General features: G+C 68.9%; 18 protein-coding genes. 10 read left to right on the top strand and 8 right to left on the bottom strand.

The features are described 5' to 3' along the window. Window positions 1-124: 124 nt before the first annotated feature. Window positions 125-2053: an ABC transporter ATP-binding protein gene (locus tag ASF71_RS03360; RefSeq protein WP_056295237.1), complete on the top strand. Its 1929-nt coding sequence runs from the start codon at window positions 125-127 to the stop codon at window positions 2051-2053. Continuing rightward, window positions 2050-3915 carry an ABC transporter ATP-binding protein gene (locus ASF71_RS03355; protein ID WP_056294731.1) on the top strand — a complete coding sequence of 622 codons (1866 nt, stop codon included), beginning with the start codon at window positions 2050-2052 and terminating at the stop codon, window positions 3913-3915. Before ASF71_RS03360 ends, ASF71_RS03355 begins: the two co-directional genes overlap by 4 nt. Window positions 3916-3994: 79 nt before the next feature. Here ASF71_RS03355 and ASF71_RS03350 read toward each other — a convergent pair whose 3' ends face one another. The 4 genes from ASF71_RS03350 to ASF71_RS03335 form a co-directional block, all read right to left on the bottom strand. After that, complete coding sequence (locus ASF71_RS03350; protein WP_156372564.1) at window positions 3995-5170, bottom strand: BMP family ABC transporter substrate-binding protein; 1176 nt, start codon at window positions 5168-5170, stop codon at window positions 3995-3997. A 139-nt stretch (window positions 5171-5309) separates the two neighbouring features. Then, window positions 5310-6203: an ABC transporter permease gene (locus ASF71_RS03345; RefSeq protein ID WP_056294728.1), complete on the bottom strand. Its 894-nt coding sequence runs from the start codon at window positions 6201-6203 to the stop codon at window positions 5310-5312. A gap of 27 nt (window positions 6204-6230) precedes the next feature. Beyond that, entirely contained in the window at window positions 6231-7286 is a 1056-nt protein-coding gene (locus tag ASF71_RS03340) for an ABC transporter permease (protein ID WP_056294725.1), read from the bottom strand. Next, window positions 7283-8863: an ABC transporter ATP-binding protein gene (locus tag ASF71_RS03335; protein ID WP_235514104.1), complete on the bottom strand. Its 1581-nt coding sequence runs from the start codon at window positions 8861-8863 to the stop codon at window positions 7283-7285. The genes ASF71_RS03340 and ASF71_RS03335 overlap by 4 nt, the downstream gene beginning before the upstream one ends. Before the next feature lie 144 nt (window positions 8864-9007). On the opposite strand from ASF71_RS03335, the gene pstS reads away from it, so the two are divergent. The 4 genes from pstS to pstB all read left to right on the top strand — a co-directional run bounded on the left by pstS (window position 9008) and on the right by pstB (window position 12908). Then, the gene (gene pstS / locus ASF71_RS03330) at window positions 9008-10039 is read left to right on the top strand and encodes a phosphate ABC transporter substrate-binding protein PstS (RefSeq protein WP_056294722.1); all 1032 of its coding nucleotides are present in this window, start codon (window positions 9008-9010) and stop codon (window positions 10037-10039) included. Window positions 10040-10267: 228 nt separating this feature from the next. Then, window positions 10268-11278, top strand: coding sequence for a phosphate ABC transporter permease subunit PstC (gene pstC, locus ASF71_RS03325; RefSeq protein ID WP_056294719.1), 1011 nt, complete (start codon window positions 10268-10270; stop codon window positions 11276-11278). Continuing rightward, window positions 11278-12138 (top strand): phosphate ABC transporter permease PstA, encoded by an 861-nt coding sequence (pstA, locus tag ASF71_RS03320; protein ID WP_056294715.1) that lies wholly within the window; start codon window positions 11278-11280, stop codon window positions 12136-12138. Before pstC ends, pstA begins: the two co-directional genes overlap by 1 nt. An 11-nt stretch (window positions 12139-12149) precedes the next feature. Further along, window positions 12150-12908, top strand: coding sequence for a phosphate ABC transporter ATP-binding protein PstB (pstB, locus tag ASF71_RS03315; RefSeq protein WP_056294712.1), 759 nt, complete (start codon window positions 12150-12152; stop codon window positions 12906-12908). A 78-nt stretch (window positions 12909-12986) separates the two neighbouring features. On the opposite strand, the gene ASF71_RS03310 is transcribed toward pstB, so the two are convergent. Further along, window positions 12987-13301 (bottom strand): hypothetical protein, encoded by a 315-nt coding sequence (locus tag ASF71_RS03310; protein WP_056294709.1) that lies wholly within the window; start codon window positions 13299-13301, stop codon window positions 12987-12989. A 63-nt stretch (window positions 13302-13364) separates the two neighbouring features. On the opposite strand from ASF71_RS03310, the gene ASF71_RS03305 reads away from it, so the two are divergent. Both ASF71_RS03305 and ASF71_RS03300 read left to right on the top strand, forming a co-directional pair. Beyond that, window positions 13365-14039 (top strand): phosphate uptake regulator PhoU, encoded by a 675-nt coding sequence (locus ASF71_RS03305; RefSeq protein ID WP_056294707.1) that lies wholly within the window; start codon window positions 13365-13367, stop codon window positions 14037-14039. A 178-nt stretch (window positions 14040-14217) separates the two neighbouring features. Continuing rightward, window positions 14218-16008: a M3 family oligoendopeptidase gene (locus tag ASF71_RS03300; protein ID WP_056294702.1), complete on the top strand. Its 1791-nt coding sequence runs from the start codon at window positions 14218-14220 to the stop codon at window positions 16006-16008. A 61-nt stretch (window positions 16009-16069) separates the two neighbouring features. On the opposite strand, the gene ASF71_RS03295 is transcribed toward ASF71_RS03300, so the two are convergent. The 3 genes from ASF71_RS03295 to ASF71_RS03285 are packed head-to-tail and all read right to left on the bottom strand — an operon-like array spanning window position 16070 to window position 19315. Then, the gene (locus ASF71_RS03295) at window positions 16070-17686 is read right to left on the bottom strand and encodes a S49 family peptidase (RefSeq protein WP_056294700.1); all 1617 of its coding nucleotides are present in this window, start codon (window positions 17684-17686) and stop codon (window positions 16070-16072) included. A 58-nt stretch (window positions 17687-17744) separates the two neighbouring features. Beyond that, complete coding sequence (locus tag ASF71_RS03290; RefSeq protein ID WP_056294699.1) at window positions 17745-18596, bottom strand: group III truncated hemoglobin; 852 nt, start codon at window positions 18594-18596, stop codon at window positions 17745-17747. A gap of 20 nt (window positions 18597-18616) precedes the next feature. Next, on the bottom strand, window positions 18617-19315 hold the full coding sequence (locus ASF71_RS03285; protein WP_056294696.1) for a cytochrome c: 699 nt from the start codon (window positions 19313-19315) through the stop codon (window positions 18617-18619). A gap of 182 nt (window positions 19316-19497) precedes the next feature. Between ASF71_RS03285 and ASF71_RS03280 the strand changes: the two genes are divergently transcribed. Both ASF71_RS03280 and ASF71_RS03275 read left to right on the top strand, forming a co-directional pair. After that, window positions 19498-19836, top strand: a complete 339-nt coding sequence (locus ASF71_RS03280) for a hypothetical protein (protein WP_056294693.1) — start codon at window positions 19498-19500, stop codon at window positions 19834-19836. 226 nt (window positions 19837-20062) lie between these two features. Continuing rightward, on the top strand, window positions 20063-20527 hold the full coding sequence (locus ASF71_RS03275) for an Rrf2 family transcriptional regulator (RefSeq protein ID WP_056294690.1): 465 nt from the start codon (window positions 20063-20065) through the stop codon (window positions 20525-20527). The last annotated feature ends 46 nt before the right edge of the window (window positions 20528-20573 follow it).

Genomic DNA, 20573 nt, shown 5'->3' with positions numbered 1-20573 from the left:
CCTTGCAGAGAGGCTTTTTCCGGCTTTCTGCCGTCATTTTCCGCTCTCTCGCCGCCTCTGCCGCGGCGCTTTTCTGGTGAGGTTTCCCTTGGACAGTCTCCGCACCCTCTGGCCGTATCTGAAGATGCACCGCCGGCAGTACGTCATCGGGCTCATAGCGGTCGTGATCGCCAATAGCCTGAACCTGTTGCCGTGGTACTTCATCCGCCTGACCATCGACGGCCTCACCGGGCAGCTCGATACCGACCCTACGACCCCCGGCATCACCCTCACCCAGACCGGTTGGTACGCCCTGGGCATCGTGGCGGCGGCGGCGGTGGCGGGCGGGTTCATGCTCCTGATGCGGCGCATGATCGTGGTGGCTTCGCGCCAGACCGAGTACGAGGTGCGGCGCGACATCTTCGCCCACCTCCAGACCCTCGACAAGCCGTACTACGACCGCGCGCACACGGGCGACCTCATGAACCGCCTGACCGGGGACCTGAGCGCCGTGCGCGAAATGCTGGGTTTCGGTGCGTGGCAGATCGTGAACATCGTGTCGGGCTTCGTGACCTCGTTCAGCGTGATGTTCGCGCTGAGCTGGCAGCTCTCGCTCATCGTGATGGCGGTGCTGCCGATCATCGTGGGCGTGCTGGCGTACATGGCCCGCCTGATCAACGAGCGGCACAAGCTCGCGCAGGAGCAGAACTCGCTCATCGCGGGCAAGGCCCAGGAGAACTTCAGTGGAGCGCGCGTGGTCAAGGGCTACGCTATCGAGGACCGCGAGATCGCGGACTACCGCGCCCTGAACCTGGAACTGCTGCGGCGCAACATCGCCCTGATCAAGGTGGACGGGCCGCTGCGCTCGTTCACCAACCTGCTGCTGGGCATCGCCTTCGGGCTGATCCTGCTCGTCGGGGGGCGCCTGATCCTGACCCCGGACACGGACTTCACGGTAGGCAAGTTCGTGCAGTTCGTGGGTTACGTCAACCGCCTCGCCTTCCCGATGCTCATGGTTGGCTGGATCACCGGGGTCACGCAGCGCGGGCTGGCGTCGTGGCTGCGCCTACGGGAGCTGTTCGACGCCCGGCCAATGGTGCAGGACGAGCGCGGCCGCACCGACGCCCAGATTCTCGACGTGACCGGCCAGGTGAGTTTCGACCACGTGACACTGCGCTACGGCAACCAGACGGTGCTCCAGGACGTGACGCTGGACGTGCCGGCCGGGACCTTCCTGGGCATTACCGGACCGACCGGCAGCGGCAAGACGGTGCTCGCGCAGCTCATCACCCGCAGTATGGACCCGACCTCTGGCGTGGTGAGGATGGACGGCCACGACCTGCGGGTCGTGCCACTGACCACCCTACGAGGCGCGGTGAGCGTGGTGCCGCAGGAACCCTTCTTGTTCAGCGACACCATCGCCAACAATATCGGTTTCGGGCTGAACAACTCCGGCCTGCCGGTGGTCCCGACCCGCGTGAGCGTGGTGGGCCTGCCGCCGACGCCCGAGGTGCCGCAGAATCCCGACCCCGCACGGGTGCGTGAGGCGGCGCGCCTGGCCGGGCTGGACGGAGACATCGAGGGCTTTCCGGCCGGCTACGACACCATGCTGGGCGAACGCGGCGTGACCCTGTCGGGCGGGCAGCGTCAGCGCACCGCGATTGCCCGCGCCGTCGTGCGCGAGCCGCGCATCCTGATCCTGGACGACAGCCTCTCGGCGGTGGACACCGAGACGGAGCGCCGGATTCTGGACGGGCTGCGCGAGGTGAGCCAGGGCCGCACCGTGATCCTCATCGCCCACCGCATCAGCACGCTGCGCCACGCCGACCACATCGTGGTGCTTGAAGAGGGCCGCGTGACCGAGCAGGGCAGCCACGACGCCCTGGTCGCGCAGAAGGGCCACTATGCCGAACTCGAACGTCTGCAGCGCCTCGCCAGCGATCTCGACCGCGAGGACGACCCGGTGACCGACATCGACGCGGCCGCCGACCAATTGGAAGGCCTGCCGGTGCCGGAGCGCGCGGGGCATCAGGCCCAGCTCAACCAGAACCAGCCACAGAAGGTGATGAAATGACCCGCCCCGATCAGGACGCCTACGCCAAGGGCTTCGACGCCCAGCTCACCCGCCGCGTGCTGGGATACCTGCGGCCCTACCGCGCCCTGGCGGTGGGCGGGGTGCTGCTGGCCCTCCTGATGGCGGCCGTGCAGCCCTTTCCGACGCTGCTGCAGCGGTACGCCATCGACCACTACCTCGTGCCCTTCGTGGGTGGGCGGGGCGACACGGCGGCGGCCCTGCAGGGCCTGACCTACATCGTGATCGGCTACGTGGCCCTGCAGGTGCTGGAGTTCGCGCTGAACTATGCCTCGACCCTGGCGGTGGGCTACCTGGGCCAGAGCGTGCTGCGTGACATCCGCGCCGACGTGTTCACCAAGTTGCAGCGCCTGCAACTCTCGTACTTCGACCAGAACCCGGTGGGCCGACTGATCACCCGCGTGACCAGCGACGTGGACGCCATCAACCAGTTCATCACGGGCGGGCTGATCACCCTGATCACCAGCACCTTCCTGATCCTGGTGTTCATGAGCGTGATGCTCAGTGTGAACTGGCGCTTGGCGCTCATCTCGTTCACGGTGCTGCCGGTGCTGTTCATCGCCACCAACTATTTCCGGGGCAAGCTGCGTGACGCCTTCCGCAGCACGCGCACGCAGCAGGCCATCGTGAACACCAAGCTCAACGAGAACATCACCGGGATGCTCACGGTGCAGCTGTTCGGGCGCGAGCGCCGCAGCATGCTGGACTTCGATTCGAGCAACCGCGCCCTGCTGCGCGCCAACGAGAACAGCGTGACGTGGTTCTCGCTGTTCCAGCCGGTCGTGGCGATTCTGGGTCAGGTCGCCATCGCCCTCGTGCTCTTTTTCAGCGCGCGGCAGCTGCTCGGCGAGAGCGTGGTCGGTACAGGCGCGGCGGCCGTCGTCACGGTGGGCACCCTGTTCGCCTTCGTGCAGTGGACGCAGCAGCTGTTCCAGCCCATTCAGGACCTCGCGGACGTGTTCAACAACCTTCAGGCGGCGATGGCCTCCAGCGAGCGCATCTTCGGGGTGCTGGACACCGAGGTCGAGATCGCCGACAAGCCCGGCGCGCAGCCGCTGAAGAACTTCGAGGGCCGGGTGGACTTCGACGGCGTATGGTTCGCCTACAACGGCGAGGTGCAGGGCAGCGCGCCCGACACCGACGACCGCTGGATCCTGCGCGGGTTCGACCTGCACATCCAGCCCGGCGAGAGCGTGGCCCTCGTGGGCGCGACCGGCGCGGGCAAGACCAGCGTGACGGCCCTAGTGAGCCGCTTCTACGACGTGCAGCGCGGCGCGGTGCGGGTGGACGGCACCGACGTGCGCGACCTGGCCCAGGACGACCTTCGCCGGCACGTGGGCGTGGTCCTCCAGGACGTGTTCCTGTTCGCGGGCACCATCGAGAGCAACCTGACCCTGAACAACGCCGAGATTCCGCACGACCGGGTGGTCGAGGCCTGCAAGTACGTCGGCGTCCACGACTACATCCTCTCGCTGGAGCAGGGCTACCAGACCGAGGTGCGCGAGCGCGGCGCGACCCTGTCGACCGGGCAAAAGCAGCTGCTGGCCTTCGCCCGCGCGCTCATCCAGAACCCGGACATCCTGCTCGTGCTCGACGAGGCGACTGCCAACGTGGACACCGAGACCGAGCTGCGCATCCAGGAAGCGTTGCAGAAGGTCATGCGCGGGCGCACGAGCATCATCATCGCCCACCGCCTCTCGACCATCGAGGGCTGCGACCGCATCGTGGTGATGCGCAAGGGCCGCATCGTCGAGCAGGGCAGCCACGCCGAACTACTTGCCAAGGGCGGCTACTACTCGCGCCTGCACCGCCTGCAGTACGCCCAGGGAGACGCGGCCGACTGAGAACCGGGCGACACGAGGGGAGGCCCGCCTGGTATTGCTGGCGGGCCTCCTCTCGTGTCACCCGGTCTTGTCTCTGGGCTTACTTCTTCGGCTCGTCGGCCACCTGACCCACGATGCCGGGCGCGACCCAGCTCATGTTGTTCAGGTCGCCGACGCTCATGACCTTGCCGCTGGGGACGCGCGTCACGCCGTTGCGGTCCTTGATGGGGCCGGTGAAGGGGTCGAACTTGCCGCCCTTTTCCATGTCGGCCTTGAGGGCCATGACGCGGTCGTAGACGCTGACCTGCTTGCCGTTCACGGTCATCTTGGCGGCCTTGAGGGCCGGGACCCACTTGGGATTGATCGCTATGCCGTCCTGGCTGCCCAGCTCGACGCCGCCGCCGCGCATCAGGTTCCAGTAGTCCACCTTCTGAAGGTTCTTGGCGGTATAGGTGCCGGTGTGGACCTTGGTCAGGAAGTCGATGTAGATCTTGTCCCAGTGCACGAGCTGCCCACTGACCACGTAATCGGGGGCGAACTTGTACATGGACGAGTAGTGCGCGAAGGAGGGAATCTTGCGTGCGGCGGCCGTCTGGACCACGCTCGCAGTGTCCTCGGTGAAGGCCAGGGCGTCGGCGCCCTCGCCGATGAGGGCCTCGGCGGCCTCGCGGGCCTTGTTCGGGTCCACCCAGGCGTTGATCCACTTGACGTTCACGGTGGCGCGGGGGTTCACGGCGCGCGCGCCCAGCGCGAAGGCGCTCATGTGGCGCTTGACCTCGGGCACCGGGAAGGCGCCCACATAGCCCAGCTTGCCGGTCTTGCTGATCGCGGCGGCCATCATGCCGTTGAGGTAGTAGAGCTGGTAGAAGTCGGCCATGTAGGTCGCCATGTTGGGCGCCCGCTTGAAGCCGCTGGCGTGCGCGAAGATCACGTTGGGGTACTTCTTGGCGGCGTCAAGGGTCTGGTCCATAAAGCCGAAGGAGGTCGTGAAGATGACTTGGCAGTTGTCCTTGACGAGGCGGTCGATGACCGGGGTCGCCTGGCCCTCGGGCACGCTCTCGACGTACTTGGTCTCCAGCCAGGGCAGCGCCTTCTCGGCGTTCTTGCGGGCCACGTCGTGTGCGTAGCTCCAGCCGATGTCGCCCACCGGCCCAACATAGATGAAACAGGCCTTGAGCTTGCCGCCGGCCGTCCCCTGCGCCTGCGCGGCGGGACTGACGGCGGTGCTCAGCAGCACCAGCGAGAGGGACATCGTATTCATCAGCAGTTTCTTCATGGCTTCTCCGGGATCGTGAAGATGAGTTCTGGATCAAGTCTAGCTTTATTTTTGGCCGATTGCCCTGCCGAATCTGGACAATCGGCCGGAAAATCCAGTGCTGGCGACCTGGAAGACCCTGTTTTGCGCCGCCTGTCGCCTAACGCTCGCCGCGCAGGTAGGGGATGCCCAGCGCGGCGGGCGCGTCACCCTGCTGCCCGCGCCGTCCCGCGACGGCGAGAACCACGAGCACGAGCACGAACGGCATGGCGCTGAAGACCTCGGGCGGCACCGGGCTGTTGCCCTGAAGCCGGAACTGGAGGTAGTACAGCACGCCGAAAAACAGCGAACCCCACACTGCCCGCAGTGGCCGCCAGCCCACGAAGATGACGAGCGCGACTGCGATCCAGCCCAGGCCCGCCGTCATGTTGTCGGCCCAGGACGCGCGGTACGACAGCGCCAGGAAGGCGCCGGCCAGCCCCGCCAGAGCGCCCCCGGCCAGCACGGCCAGCACCCGGATCAGGCCCACGTTCACGCCCAGCACGTCGGCCGCCGCCGGGTTCTCGCCCACCGAGCGCAGGGTCAGGCCCGGCCGGGTCGAGTTCAGGAAGAAGGCCAGCCCCAGGGCCAGGAGCAGCGCCGGAACTGTGAACGGGCTGATCGTCAGGCCGCCCAGCGTCCAGTCGGGCACCTTGTTGAACAGGGGCAGGCCCTCGTAGCGCTTGCCGAGCAGGCCCGCCGCCCCGGTGCCCAGCAGGGCCAGGGCCAGCCCACTGACGAACTGGTTGGCGCGCAGGGTGACCGTGGCAAACGCATGGAGCGCCGAGAGGGCCGCGCCCGCCAGCATCGCCGCGCCCACGGCCAGCCATAGGTTCGCGTCTGGCGAGGCCGAGGCGACTGCGAAGGCGGCCAGTGCTCCGACGGCCATCATGCCCTCGACACCCAGATTCACGATGCCCGCGCGCTCGTTGATCACGGCGCCCAGACAGGCGAGCAGCAGCGGCGTGCCGACGGCCAGCGCCCGCACCAGGGCTTCGACAAAGACGTTATCCACGCACGACCTCCGAAAAGAAAAAGTCCCTCACGCCCGGCTCCACTGCACGCGGTGGCGCACGAAGACCTCCGAGGCGATCAGGCACAGCAGGATGACGCCCGAGAACACGTCCACCACCCGGAAGGGCATGTTCAGGTCGATCTTGAGCAGGTCGCCCCCCGCCAGGATGATGGCCATCACCGGCGCGGTGATCAGGCACAGGGCCGGGTTGCCGCGCGCCAGCCACGCCACGATCACGGCCGTGAAGCCGTAGCCCAGGCTGATCTGGCCCGCTTCGAGCAGGCGGTGGTGAATGCCCGCCACCTCGCCCGCGCCGGCCAGGCCGGCCAGCCCGCCGGTGAGCAGCGCGACCACGGTCACGATCCGCGCCGTGCTCAGGCCCGCGTAGCGCGCCGCGCCGGGGTTCTCACCGACCACACGCAGCGCGTAGCCGAACGTCGAGCGCGACAGCAGCCACTGCAGCCCCAGCGCCAGCACCACGCCCAGCGCCAGCGTGGGCCAGTGGACCTGGGTGCCGCCCAGTACCGGCAGGTTGGCGGCCCCCGGGAAGGTATCGGTGTAGATGTAGCCGCGCACGTCCTTGCCCTTCCAGGGGCCGGCGATCAGGTAGGTCACGACCGCCACGGCGATGTAGTTGAGCATCAGGGTGGAGAGGATCTCGTTGACGTTCAGGCGGCGCAGCCACGCGGCGATCAAGGCCCACAGCCCGCCGCCGAGAAAGCCCATCACGAACACGGCCGGCAGCATGAGCGGCCCTGGCAGCGGCACGAACAGCGCCGTGCCCGCCGCGAACACGGCCCCCAGCAGTAGCTGGCCCTCGGCGCCGATGTTGAAGAACTGTGCCCGGAAGGCCAGCGACAGCCCCGCCCCGACCAGCAGCAGCGGAATGGTGCGCCGCCCGACCTCGGCCAGACCGGTGGGGTCGGCCAGCGTGCCGCGCAGCATGGTCGAGTAGACCTCGGCGGGCGAGACGCCGTAGAACACGAAGATCAGCGCGCACAGGGCCAGCGCCACGGCGACCGACGCCAGCGTGACGAGGGCCGCGCGGCCCGGTGGGGGAGAGGAAAGCGGCACGAACCTCACGCCAGACCTCCGGTGGCCACTTCACCCTGTGCCGCGCCCGGCAGGCTGTGCGGGTGCGCGCCGCCCATCAGCAGGCCCAGCGACTCGCGCGTGACCTCCGCCACCGGAAAGGGGCCCTGCAACAGGCCGCCGACCATCACCGCCACGCGGTCGGACAGGCTGAGCAGTTCGTCGAGGTCCTCGCTGACGAGCAGCACGCCCGCGCCCGAGGCGGTGCGTTCCAGCAGGGCGCGGTGGACCTGGTCGGTCGCGCCGATGTCCAGCCCGTAGGTCGGGTGCACCGCCAGGATCAGCTTGGGCGACCCGGCCAGTTCGCGCGCTAGGATCAGCTTCTGGATGTTGCCGCCGCTCAGCAGCCGGCTCTGGGTGTGGATGCCGGGCGTGGCGACGTTGTAGGCCTCCACGTCGCGGCGCGCGGCCGCGTCCACTGCGCCCAGGTCGCGGGCCAGCCCGCGGGCGAGGGGCGCGCGGTCATAGGCGCGCAGGGCGAGGTTGTCGGCGACCGTCATGCTCGGGACCGTGCCACTGTGGATGCGGTCCTCGGGAATGTGCGCCACGCCCCGGCGAAAGCGCTCGTCGGCGCCGCCGCTCAGAGGCTGGCCGTCGAGCACGGCCTCGCCGGTTGCCGGATGCAGGCCCGCGAGCACCTCGACGAGTTCGCTCTGGCCGTTGCCCGCGATGCCTGCCACGCCCAGCACCTCGCCCCGGCGCAGCTCGAAACTCACCCCGCGCAGGGCAGGCAGGCCGCGCGAGCCGCCGGCGCGCAGGTCGCGCACGCTCAGCAGGGTCTCCGGCTCGCCGGGCGCCGCGCCGCGCTTACGCGTGAAGTCCACGCTGCGGCCCACCATGAGTTCCGCGAGGCTCTCGCGGGTGGCCCTGGCCGTGGGGACGCCGCCCACCACCTTGCCCCGTCGCAGTACGGTCACGCGGTCGGCGACCGCCAGCACCTCGCCGAGCTTGTGAGAGATGAAGATGAGGCTGCGACCGTCGGCCCTGAGTTCGCGCATCACCCGGAACAGCCCTTCGGCCTCCTGCGGGGTCAGGACCGAGGTCGGCTCGTCCAGAATCAGGACCCGCGCCCCGCCCAGCAGTGCCCGCACGATCTCCACCCGCTGCTTCTCGCCGGGCGAGAGGTCGGCCACACGCGCGCCGGGGTCCACCTCCAGCCCGTAGCGCGCCGACAACTCGCGGATGCGCCCGGCCACGCCCCGCGCCGGAAAGAGGCCCGCACCCCCGCCCAGCGCCAGATTCTCGGCGACGGTGTGGCGCGAGACCAGAAGCGGGTGCTGCGGCACCAGCCCGATGCCCAGCTGGCGTGCCTGCGCCGGGCTGCCGATGCGGACCGGCTGGCCCGCGAGTTCGACCGTACCCTCGTCGGGCTGGTACAGGCCGTACAGGATCGAGATCAGGGTGCTCTTGCCCGCGCCGTTCTCGCCCAGCAGGGCCAGCACCTCGCCCGCGTGGACGGTCAGGTCCACCGAGTCGTTGGCGACCACGCCCGGAAAGCGCTTGGTGATGGCGCGCAGGCGCAGGGCGGGCGGCGGCGCACCAGGGGAGGCAGTCTGGGGGTCGTTCACCTGACCATGTTGCCAGGAAAGCGGCCCGAAAGGTTAAGCCGACCTAAATTCCGGTATGCCGCACCCCAGGTGCCCTTCCGGCGCTGACCATTCCCTGACACGGCAGTGACGCCGGGCTGACACACGGCCCCCATTCTGTCAGCCATGAAGAAGAGCTTCCTCCTGAGCCTGGCCCTCGTCACGACGGTCGGCACCGCTTCGGCACAGAGCAGTCTGACCGGCGCGGGTGCGAGCTTCCCCTACCCGCTGTACAGCAAGATGTTCGCCGAGTACAAGTCGGCGCAGGGCGTCAACGTGAACTACCAGTCGGTGGGCAGCGGCGCTGGCCAGAAGCAGATCACCGAGCGCACCGTGGACTTCGCGGGCAGCGATAATCCCATGAGCGACGAGTCGATGAAGGCTGCGCCCGCCAAGCTGCTGCACGTACCTACGGCCATCGGCGCCGTGGTGCCCGCCTACAACCTGCCCGGCGTGACCACGGCCCTGAAGTTCGACGGTCCCACCCTCGCCAACATCTACCTCGGCAAGATCAAGACCTGGAACGACGCCGCCATCGCCAAGCTCAACCCCGGCGTGACCATTCCCCCCCTGCCCATCACGGTGGCGCGCCGCAGCGACGGCTCGGGCACGACCTACGTGTTCTCGGACTACCTGAGCAAGGTCAGCAGCGAGTGGAAGACCAAGGTCGGCGTGGGCAACAGCCTGTCGTGGCCGGTCGGCACCGGCGCCAAGGGCAACGACGGCGTGGCGGGCGTGGTCAAGAGCACCCCCGGCGCCATCGGCTACGTCGAACTGGTGTACGCCAAGCAGAACAAGCTGCCCTTCGGCAGCGTGAAGAACCGCGCCGGCAAGTTCGTGCTGGCCGACAACGGCCCCGCCGCCCTGGCTGCCAACGGCGTGGTCATCCCGGCCGACACCCGCGTCAGCCTGACCAACAGCGCCAACGCCGACGCCTACCCCATCGCCAGCTTTACCTACGTCATCTTCTACCAGGACCAGAAGTACGGTACCCGTACCGAAGCCCAGGGCGAAGCCCTCCAGAAGATGCTGACCTGGATGGTTACGACCGGCCAGGGGTACAACGAGCCCCTCGACTACGCCAAGCTGCCCTCGGCGGTCGCCAACAAGGCCAAGACCATCATCAACTCGATGACCTACGGCGGCAAGAAGCTCTGAGGCCGCGGGGGAAGCCTTCCCCCAGGCTCCGCAGTGTGGGCAGGCCGCAGCGCCGAAATCAGGCGTCTGCCGGCCTCCCCCCACCTGAGCGCACACCAATTCCGAACGTCCACTGGGCGGCCTCCGAGGTGGGGCCGCCCGTTTTCCGTTCTCCTGCCCCGCGGCTGACCGTGTGCTGACGTTCGCCCGGTGAACTGTGAGGAACCCGACCCGGAGGGTCATGACACCATGATTGAACCAGTCCGAAGACCGTCCACCCCCGCCCGCCTGTCGAGTAGCAGCGACCGGACGTTCGAGTGGGTCATCTTGCTGCTCGCCGCCGTGATCGTCCTCGTGTTCGTGCTGAGCATCTATCAGCTCGGCCGCGAGTCCTGGCCGGCCCTGTCGCGTATTGGGGTAGAGTTCTTCACCCAGCGCACCTGGAACCCGGTGAGCGGGCAGTACGGCGCGGCCGCCATGATCGCCGGCACGCTGATCACCAGCCTCGTCGCGCTCGTGATCAGCGTGCCCCTGGCCATCGCCAGCGCCCTGTTCGTGTCGGAGTACGCGCCCAAGTGGCTGGCCGATCCGGTCGGCTACCTTATCGAGCTGCTCGCCGCCGTGCCCAGCGTCGTGTACGGCCTGTGGGCGCTGTTCGTCATCGCGCCTGTCCTGGCCCGCTGGCAGACCACCTTCTTCAGCCCCGAGTACCCCGAGCGTCTGGCGCTCTACACCAAGTGCGCCGCGTTGTGGGCCGACAACCACACCACGCTGCAGTGCTTCTTCGTGCCCAACAGCGGCGCGGGACGCGGCCTGGCGCTGGCCGTCATCATCCTGACCGTCATGATCCTCCCCTACACCGCCAGCGTGGCGCGCGACGTGATCCGGCTGGTGCCCGCCGAACAGCGCGAGGCGATGTACGCCCTGGGGGCGACGAAGTGGGAAGTCATCTCGCGCGCGATTTTGCCCTACGCCCGCGCGGGCATCATGGGCGGCGTCATCCTGGCGCTGGGCCGGGCCCTGGGCGAGACGCTCGCCGTGGCGATGGTCATCGGCGACAGCCAGGACGTGATCCGCAGCATCTGGGGTAACGCCTCGACGATGGCCTCGGTCATCGCCAATCAGTTCGGGGACGCGCAGGAACTGCTGCACCGCTCCAGCGTCGTGACCCTGGGCCTGACCCTGTTCTTCCTGAGTGTGGTCGTGAACTACGTCGCCCGGTTGATCATCGCCCGGCTGACGCCCAAGGGGATCCAGTGATGGGGGTCAGCACCCTGACGGCGAGCCGCAGAGTTGGCCTCTCGCCGGCCCGCCGCGCCCGCAACATGTTTATGGGCGGCCTGATCCTGCTCGCCACCTTGATCGTAGTCGCGCCCCTCATCCTGATCTTCGCGTACCTGCTGCGGGAAGGTCTGGGCGCCATGAACCTCGACTTCTTCACCAAGGTGCCGGCTCCCGAAGGCGAGACGGGCGGCGGGCTCCTGAACGCCATCCTGGGCAGTCTGGAGATGCTGGCGATGGCCTCGGTGATCGGCGTGGGTGTGGGCGTGGCTGGCGGCATCTTCCTGGCCGAGTACCCACGCCACCCCCTGATGCCTTCCATCCGCATGATCAGCGACGTGCTGGCAGGCATTCCGGCCATCGTGATGGGTCTGGTCGCCTACGGCCTGATCGTGCTGCGCTTCGGGTTCTCGGGCCTGGCAGGCGCGCTGGCGCTGGGCTTCCTGATGATTCCCATCGTGGTGCGCACCAGTGAGGAAGTCCTCAAGCTCGTGCCCCAGACCGTGCGCGAGGCCGGGCTGGCGCTGGGCCTGCCCAAGTGGCTCGTAACCCTCAAGATCGTGCTGCCCGCCGCCGCCGGGGGCATCATCACCGGGGTCATGTTGGCCCTGGCGCGTGTGGCCGGAGAAGCGGCGCCCCTGCTGTTCACGGCCTTCGGGAACAACCTCGTGAACGCGGACCCGACCAAGCCCATGAGCGCGTTGCCCCTGGAGATCTACCGCGGCGCCACGAGCGCCTACGACGAGAACCAGCGCATGGCGAAGGCCGGCGCGCTGCTGCTTATCCTGCTCATCTTCGCCACCAGCCTGCTCGCCCGGCGCTTCGGGCGCCGCAAATAAACGGAGACGCCATGACCCATCTGCTCAGTGCCCAGGACGTAAACATCTTCTACGGCGAAAAACAGGCCGTGAAGAACGTTAACCTCAACGTGACCCAGGGCAGCGTGAATGCCCTGATCGGCCCCTCGGGGTGCGGCAAGACCACCTTCCTGCGCGCCATCAACCGGATGCACGACCTGACGCCCGGCGCCCGCGTGACCGGCACCATCCTGCTCGACGGCGAGAACATCTACAGCCCCGGCGTGGACCCGGTGAACATGCGCCGCCGCGTGGGGATGGTGTTCCAGAAGCCCAATCCCTTTCCGACCATGAGCGTGTTCGACAACGTGGTCTCGGGTCTCAAGCTCGCGGGGATGCGCGACGGCAAGAAGCTGATGGAGATCGCCGAGCGCTCGCTGCGCGGGGCCGCCCTGTGGGAAGAGGTCAAAGACCGCCTCAAGACCCCGGCCACCGGCCTCTCGGGCGGGCAGCAGCAGCGGCTGTGCATCGCCCGCGCGCTGGCAGTCGAACCCGAGATCCTGCTCATGGACGAACCGACCTCGGCGCTCGACCCGGCCAGCACTGCCAAGATCGAGGACCTGATGAGCGACCTGAAGAAGGTCACGACCATCGTCATCGTGACCCACAACATGCACCAGGCCGCGCGTGTGAGCGACACGACCTCGTTTTTCCTGAACGGCGACCTCGTCGAGCACGGGCAGACGGCCCAGATCTTCCAGACGCCGCGTGACGAGCGCACCGAAGCGTACGTGACCGGCCGCTTCGGCTGAGCCCAGCTCCAGCCGCAGGCCGCCCCTGGGTCCGTGTGACCGGGGGCGGCCTGCGTTTAGCCCGTTACCCTGTGCCGTTCACTTGCCCGCGAAGGGCTGGAAGATCTCGTGCTGCCCGTACCACGCCCCGTGGGCGTCATGGTCGACCGGAAACAGCCGGGCGAGAGCCTGCGCGTCGGCCTCGGTGATGTCGCGCACCTTGAACTCGGCCAGGTAGGTGTCCACGTCGGGGTAGCGTCGGTCCTCGCCGGCGACGTGCACGTGCAGGTGGGCGTGCCCGGCGTCGCCGCTGTCGTCGAAGCGGCGTTCGAGATGCTCCTGCCAGCGCCGGAATTCGGCCGCGCCCATCACCACGAAGCCCTGCCCCCCATAGTCGATCAGTTTGTAAGCCATAGGTCATCCTAAGGTGAGGCCACGCTGACCTCCCCGTCACATGAAGGTGAGATATTGAGCGGCATGACGGACCTGGCGACGGCAGAGGTGCAGGGCGACCGCCCCTTTGTCACGGGGCGGTTCCTGCGGATGCTGAGCATCACCCTCGAGCAGCTCGACGCGGTGCGTGACGCCAATGCCCGCGCCGAGTTCTCGGGGCTGGGGGCGCGCGCCAAGGTGCTGGAGCGTGAGACCGACGCCCTGGAACGCGAGATCGAGGAAGCGTGCCTGGCGGCCTTTTCCGGCTGCGCGCACGGCGACCTCGCCTTCTACCTCATGGTGTTCCGGAGCCTGACCAACCTGGAGCGGGTGGGCGACTACGCCTTTTCGGTGGCGCGCGACCTCGAGACCTTCGCGCCGCGCGCCCGCAGCGCCACCTTGCAGGACGTGCTCCCCCTGATCCGGCTGCTGTCGGTAATGGTCGAGCGCCTTGCCTACGCCTTCGCCGAGCGCGACGTGGCGGCGGCCCGCGAGGTCATGGTCATCGATTTCGAGCAGGTGGACGCCCTGTACGAGCAGATGCAGCGCGCCAGCCTCACCCGGCTCGTCGAGCGCCCGGAGGATGTGGACGTCGCCCTGACCGCCAGTCGCATGGCCCGCAACCTCGAGCGGCTGGGCGACCACCTCGTGAACGTGGCCGAGCGGCTCGAAGTGCTGGTGCTGGGCAGTGCTCCCGCTGCGCCCGCCACACGCAGTTGAGGCCGTGAAGGGCAAGGTGCCCTGGGTCTTGGTCGCGGCCCTGTTCGCCGCGGTTGCCCTCCTGAGTCTGGGCGCGGTGCTGTGGGGCTTCTGGCTGAGCCGCTGAGCCCTGCCGGACAACCCGCCGCGTCCTGAACTGCTGACCCCCGCCCCCTGGGCCTGCCCTACACTCGCCGGCATGACTATGGCCCAGGAGATGCCCCGCTGGCGCACCGACGATCTGTACTCCGGTCTGGACGCCCCGGAGCTCGCCGCCGACCTCACCGGGCTGCGTGCGGACGTGGGGGCGCTGGAAGCGGCCTTTGACCACCTGAATGTACGCCAGGGCGGCGAGGTGACGCCGGACGCGCTGGACACCGTGCTGAACGGTCTGAACAGCCTCTCGCTGCGGCTGGGGGCAGTGCGGGTCTATGTCAACGCCTTCACCTCGACCGACAGCCGCGACGCCCTGGCCCAGCAGAAGATGGGCGAGCTGACCACCCTGGCGCTGCCGCTGGGGCCGCTGCGCTCGCGCCTGACCGCGTGGCTGGGCGGCCTGGACGACCCGGGTCTGGACCGGTTGCTGGCCGCCTCGGCGGTGGCCCGCGACCACACGTATTTCCTGCGGCGCAGTGTGGAGCTCGCCCGGCACCAGATGACTCCGCCCGAGGAGGACCTCGCCGCGCGGCTGCGGCCCAGCGGCGCGGGCGGCTGGAGCAAGCTGCACGGCAACTACACCAGCCAGCTCTCGGGCGAGTACCGGGGCGAGCGGCTGCCCGTGACCGCCCTGCGCGCCCTGGCAACCGACCCCGACGAGGCGGTGCGCCGCGGGGCCTACGAGGCCGAGCTGGGAGTGTGGCAGGACGCCGAACTCGTCTGCGCCGCCGCCCTGAACGGCGTCAAGGGCGAGGAGGGCACCCTGGCCCGCCGCCGGGGCTACGCCGACGCGGTGGCCCCCAGCCTGGTCACCCACGGCATCGACCGTGAAACGCTGGAGGCCATGCAGGGCGCGGTCGTGCGGTCACTGCCCGACTTCCGGCGGTACTTCGCAGCCAAGGCGCGGGCGCTGGGCAAGGCGCAGCTCGACTGGTGGGACCTGTTCGCGCCGCTGGGCGAGTCGCAGACCGAATGGACCTACGCGGCTGGGGCCGAGTTCGTGCAGGAGCAGTTTCGGGGCTACAGCGACCGCCTAGGCGACTTCGCCGCGCGAGCCTTCCGCGAGGACTGGGTGGATGCCGGGCCGCGCGACGGCAAGCGGGGCGGGGCGTTCTGCATGGGCTGGGCGGGCGACGCCAGCCGTATCCTGATGAACCATAGCCCCAGCCTCGACAGCGTCTCGACCCTGGCGCACGAACTCGGGCACGGGTACCACAACCTCGTCAAGGCGGAGCGCACGCCCCTGCAACGTGAGACGCCCATGACGCTGGCCGAAACCGCCTCGATCTTCTGCGAGACGATCATCCAGAACGCGGCGCTGAAGACGGCGACTGGGGCCGAGCGCCTGTACGTCCTCGAAACCCAGCTGCTGGGACACGCGCAGGTCGTCGTGGACATTCACAGCCGCTTCCTGTTCGAGCGTGCAGTGTTCGCGAAGCGTGAGGAGCGCGACCTGACCCCGCAGGAGCTGTGTGACCTCATGACCGGCGCGCAGCGGGAGACCTACGGCGACGCTCTGGCGACCCTGCACCCCTACATGTGGGCCGTCAAGCCGCACTACTACAGCCTGGGCTTCTACAACTACCCCTATACCTTCGGGCTGCTATTCGGGCTGGGGCTGTACGCCCAGTACGAACAGACCCGGCAGGCCGGCGACGTGGCCAGCTTCCAGCGCCGCTACGACGACCTGCTCTCGGCGACCGGTCTGGCTGACCCCTTGACGCTCGCAGCCCGCTTCGGGATAGACCTGCACGCTCCCGAGTTCTGGGAGGGCAGCCTGGACGTGATCCGCAGGCAGATCGGCGCCTATGTGGCCGTGATGGAGGCGCAGTAGGGTATCTGCCGGTACGGCAGAGGCTGGGGGCCTGAAGGACTCTCTTCAGGCCCCCAGAAATTCAGCGCACCCGGATGTCCTGGTCCAGCCAGGTCAGCACGCGCTCGCGGCCGAAGGGCCACACGCCGAGCGCTGCGCCCAGCGACGCCGCCTGCCCCGCCTCCTGCACGAACTCGGGGAAGGGACCGCTATTTTTGGGTGCGGCATTCCACACAGGCGCGTCGTAGGAGAGGCCGGCGAACTCGGCGGCGCGCTGAAGGCCGGTGTGCAGGTCACCCAGTTCATCGACCAGACCCAGACCCAGGGCGTCGTGCCCGGTCCAGATGCGCCCGCGGCCGATCTCGTTCACGCGCGCCTGAGTGAGCTTGCGGCCCTCGGCCACGCGGCTGGTGAAGCGGTCGTAGACCTCCTCGATGCCGCGCTCGATCTGGGCACGTTCCTCGGCGCTGAAGGGCCGTGCGCCGCTGTATTTCAGGGCGCGGGGACGGCCCACCCCCTCGGGCTTGAAGCCCTGGCGGGCGTTGAATTCCTGTAACACCGGCTTGCCCGTCACCACGCCGATACTGCCGGTCAGGGTGTACGGCGAGGCCACGATGTGCCGTGCGTGGGTGGCGAGGTAGTAGCCGCCGCTCGCGGCGTACTCGCCCATCACGACGACCACCGGCTTCTCGCTCGTGGCGATCTCGCGCCACATCAGGTCGCTGGCGAGGGCCGAACCGCCGCCGCTGTTCACGTACACGACGATGGCCTTGGTGGTCTTGTCGTCCTTGGCGCGCCGCAGCGACGCGACCACCGTGTCCGACCCCGCCATCGGGCCGCCCACCAGCGGCAGGGGCAGCGGGTTGCGCTTGCTCTTGCCGGTCACGATGCTGCCGATTACCGGGACGACGGCAATCCGGCCAGCTTTGGCGTTGGCGGGCTTGTGTGGCATCAGGAGGTCGAGCACCGCCGCGACCGGCCGTGTGCCGGGGCCGATGAGCTCGTCCTCGTAGGCGACCTTCGTGATGAGGCCCGCTTCCAGCGCCGCCTGGGCGGAGGTCAGGTCGTCGTCGAGCCACGCGCGGGCGACGTCCTCGCTCACGCCGCGCGCGCGGGCGAGGTCGGCGGCCCAGGCACTCTCCAGGCCGTCCACGTAGGCCTGAAGCTGCTCGCGGTTGGCGTCGTCCATGTGGTCCTGCGAAAACCGGGTCAGGGCCGCCTTGTATTCCTTGATCCGCAGGTTCTCGAACTCGATGCCGTGCTTTTTCAGGAACGCGCCCAGGAAGGTCTGCTCGATCCCGAAGCCTGAGAGCATCACGTCGGCCGACTCGGGCGCGACGATCTCACGCGCGCCGCTCGCCGCGATCAGGGCGGTCATGGTGAGCTGCGGCACATAGGCCACGACCCGCTTGTCGGCCGAGAGCCGCTCCAGGATGCCCCGGACGGCGTGGGCGGTCGCCGGGCTGGCCGAGAACTCGCCGAAGCGCACGAGGACGCCGTGCAGCCAATCGGCGCGGCGCAGCTTCTCGGCGCGGGCGGCCAGAGCCTCGACCGTCTCGGTGCGGTTGAGCAGGGCCTGAATGGGCTGCGTGGGCTGGCGCTCGGGATACGCGCCGGTCAGGTCCAGCACGACCCAGGTGGGGTGGGTCACGCCGCCGGGCAGCGAGTCGTCCTTGCGGAAGGGAATGTTGAGGGCCATACCCTGCACACTACGCGCCCCGGTGGGAGAGGGTTGCACGCCCTGCGCGGGTTCGGCTTCAGGAACGCCGGCCAGCGGCCCCCAGCCGCGCCCCCATCGCCCCGGCGCGGGCCGTGAGCAGCTCAGCGGCCTCGGTCGGCAGGTGCGCGTGCGCCGCCTCCCCGAACAGCACGAGCCAGCGCGCCAGATGCTCGGCGCGAATGCCCAGCCCGGTGTGGACTGTGTTCAGGTTGCCGCGCCAGGTTGGACCGCCGTCTGCTCCGGTCCCGCCCAGCATCGTGACCCAGAAGGCGGTCACATGGTCCAGATGCGCGGGCCAATCGCCCACATGCGCCGCGAAGACCGGCCCCAGCAGCGGGTCGAGTGCCGCGCGGGCGTAGAAGTCGGACAGCACGGCCCGCAGGGCGGCCTCGCCACCGACGGCCTCCAGCGGTGAGGCTGGGCGGCGCGAGCGCTGGGTGTCCAGCCGTGCCAGGAAGGCTGCCAGCAGCGCGGGCGGGAGCTGGGTTCCTGCCCAGGCCGTCACGCGCTCGACCTCCCAGTGCAGGGCACGGCGGTCCCCGGCATGGCTGACCCAGGTGTGGACCCTGGCCCCGGTGGGTGGTTCAGCCCAGTCTGTCCAGTCGGGACGGCCCGCATGCACCCGCGCCCCCAGTGCCCGGGCTACCAGCGCGGCCCCGCTGCCCCAGGCCAGCATCGGCACGTCTCGCCGTAGTGCTCCGCTCATGACCTGGAGCAGGGCCCAGCGTTCCGGCTGCTCCCGCAGGTCGGCGGCCGGCCCCCCGTCGTGAGGCGCGAGCAGACCGCCCGCCACGGCGAGGGCTGACGCAGAAACGGGCGCCGCCTCCGGCCAGCCCTGGTCGGGGCCAGCCGGAAGCGGCGCGGTGGTCAAGAGAAGCGGCGAAGCCATGAGGGCAGGCCCGACTGGACCTATTCCAGGGACTTGAAGTAGGCGTGCAGGTTGGCGATGTCCTGGTCGCTGACCTGCGTTGACGTGAAGCGCGGCATGACCTGCCCGAGCGTCTTGTTGGGGGCGCGGCCCTCACGCAGTGTGGTCGTGAGCTGCTCGACTGTCCAGTTGCCGGGGTTCAGTTCGCCCTTCAGGGCCGGGCCGATGCCGCCCGACGCCTCCTGCCCGTGACAGCCCGCGCAGTTGCCCGCGAAGACCTGCTGCCCCGCGCCCGCGTCGCCGGTCGCCGCCGCCGCGTTGGTGTCGGCCTGGGCCGCCGCCTTGTCGTCGTTGGGCTGGCCGGTGGCTCCGGCGGCGTTGTCGGTGGTGGCCTGGTCGGACCCGACGTTGTTCGTGCCGTCGGTGGCCGCGCTGCCCTGGGCGGTGCTGCCCGCGTTCTGGGCGCCGCCGCTGGCCGCCACGGCCCCGTTCGCGCCGCCCTGGGTGCCGCCCTGGTTCTCCTGTTTGACATCGCCCTGCGCGCCGGGAGCGCCGGCCTCACCGGTCGCGGCACTCTGGGCGCTGGGGGCTTCTTCGCTGGGGGCGCTGGCCGCGCCGGGATTGGCCGGACCCTCGGCCGCCGCTTCCTCGTGGTGGGTGGCATTCCGGAAGCCCAGGAAGGAGCCCCCCAAAGTCAGGGCCACCAACAGGGTCATGGTGACGGCGAACGTGTTCTTCATATTCCCGAGCCTACCATACGGTCAGGGGGCGTTTGCCCGCCCTGCACGCGCCGCGCCCCTGCTGTTAGCCACTGGAAAAGGTGCGGCGGCCGGCCCCTGTTTGCCGGAGCTCTAGGGGCTGCCGAACAGAACAAATCTTTAGACAGGCCCGCCGGGCCGCACCGGAGGGGTTAAGTTGACATATGACTCTGGGCCAGCAAGAACAAAAGTTGCAGGACGTTCTGGCCGTCCTGGAGGCCGCCCGTGTTCCGCCGGTAGAGGGCCGCGCGGTGTCCGACATCCTGCGCGGCCTGCTGGACCGCCAGACGGAGCTCGACCGCCTGTTCAGCGAGATGTCACGTGACCTGACCGATGTGGTCGGGCTCCTGAGTACCCTTGATCCGGAGAACGATGAGCAGACGCGCGCACAGGCCCGGATGCTCGCTCATCTGCGCGGCGACCTCGCGCGGCTCGAGGCGACGCAGCGGGCCGTACAGCAGGCCGCCGATGTCATGTACGTGGGCTTCTACGCGCTGCTCTGACCCATTCCGGTTATTTGTTCAGAACCGAGTCTCAGTGCTGGGTGATCCTATTGGGTATAAGGGACCCGGCCGGGGCGCTGATGCTTTCCAGATAATCCAAGTCCCTGATTACCACCCATCTAATCGCAGTCTTCCCGTCGCGGGTTCTGCTCCAACGGGGGCCGCCAATCCACAGAAGACTTTAATTCCCCACATTCTGCCGGGATTTCTCCGGTAGACTGGGCTTATGTGGGTGTCGACCAAAGCGCAGTATGGCCTCCGAGCCCTGATCGAGATCGCCCGCCGTGACGACGAGGCGGTGCCGCTCAAGGACGTGGCCGAGCGCCAGGGCATCAGCCAGCACTACCTCGAGCAGATCGCCAGCAACCTGCGCCGCGCGGGGTTCATCCGCAGCGTGCGCGGAGCGCATGGGGGCTACCGCCTCGCGCGCCCGGCCGCCGACATCAACGCCTACGACGTGGTCACGGCGATGGAAGGCAGCATTGCTCCAGTGTCGTGTGTCGAGAACGACCACGTCTGCGACAACCAGAATGTGTGCGGCACCCAGGACCTGTGGCAGCGGGTGGATACGGCCCTGCGCGACGTGCTGGGCGGCACCACCCTCGCTGACCTGATTGCCGAGAGTGACCGTGCCCAGCACGCCCGACTCGTCCAGATCGACCCATCGTACGCGGGGCCCCTGAGCCGTTAGGTCGGAGACCTCCCTCTCTGGGTCGCCGGGCCCGGTGCGCCTCCGC

The sequence above is a fragment of the Deinococcus sp. Leaf326 genome (assembly GCF_001424185.1).
Taxonomy (GTDB): Bacteria; Deinococcota; Deinococci; order Deinococcales; family Deinococcaceae; genus Deinococcus.
Note: the sequence above shows the minus strand (reverse complement) of the source record. Positions and strands in the feature narration are given on the sequence as shown.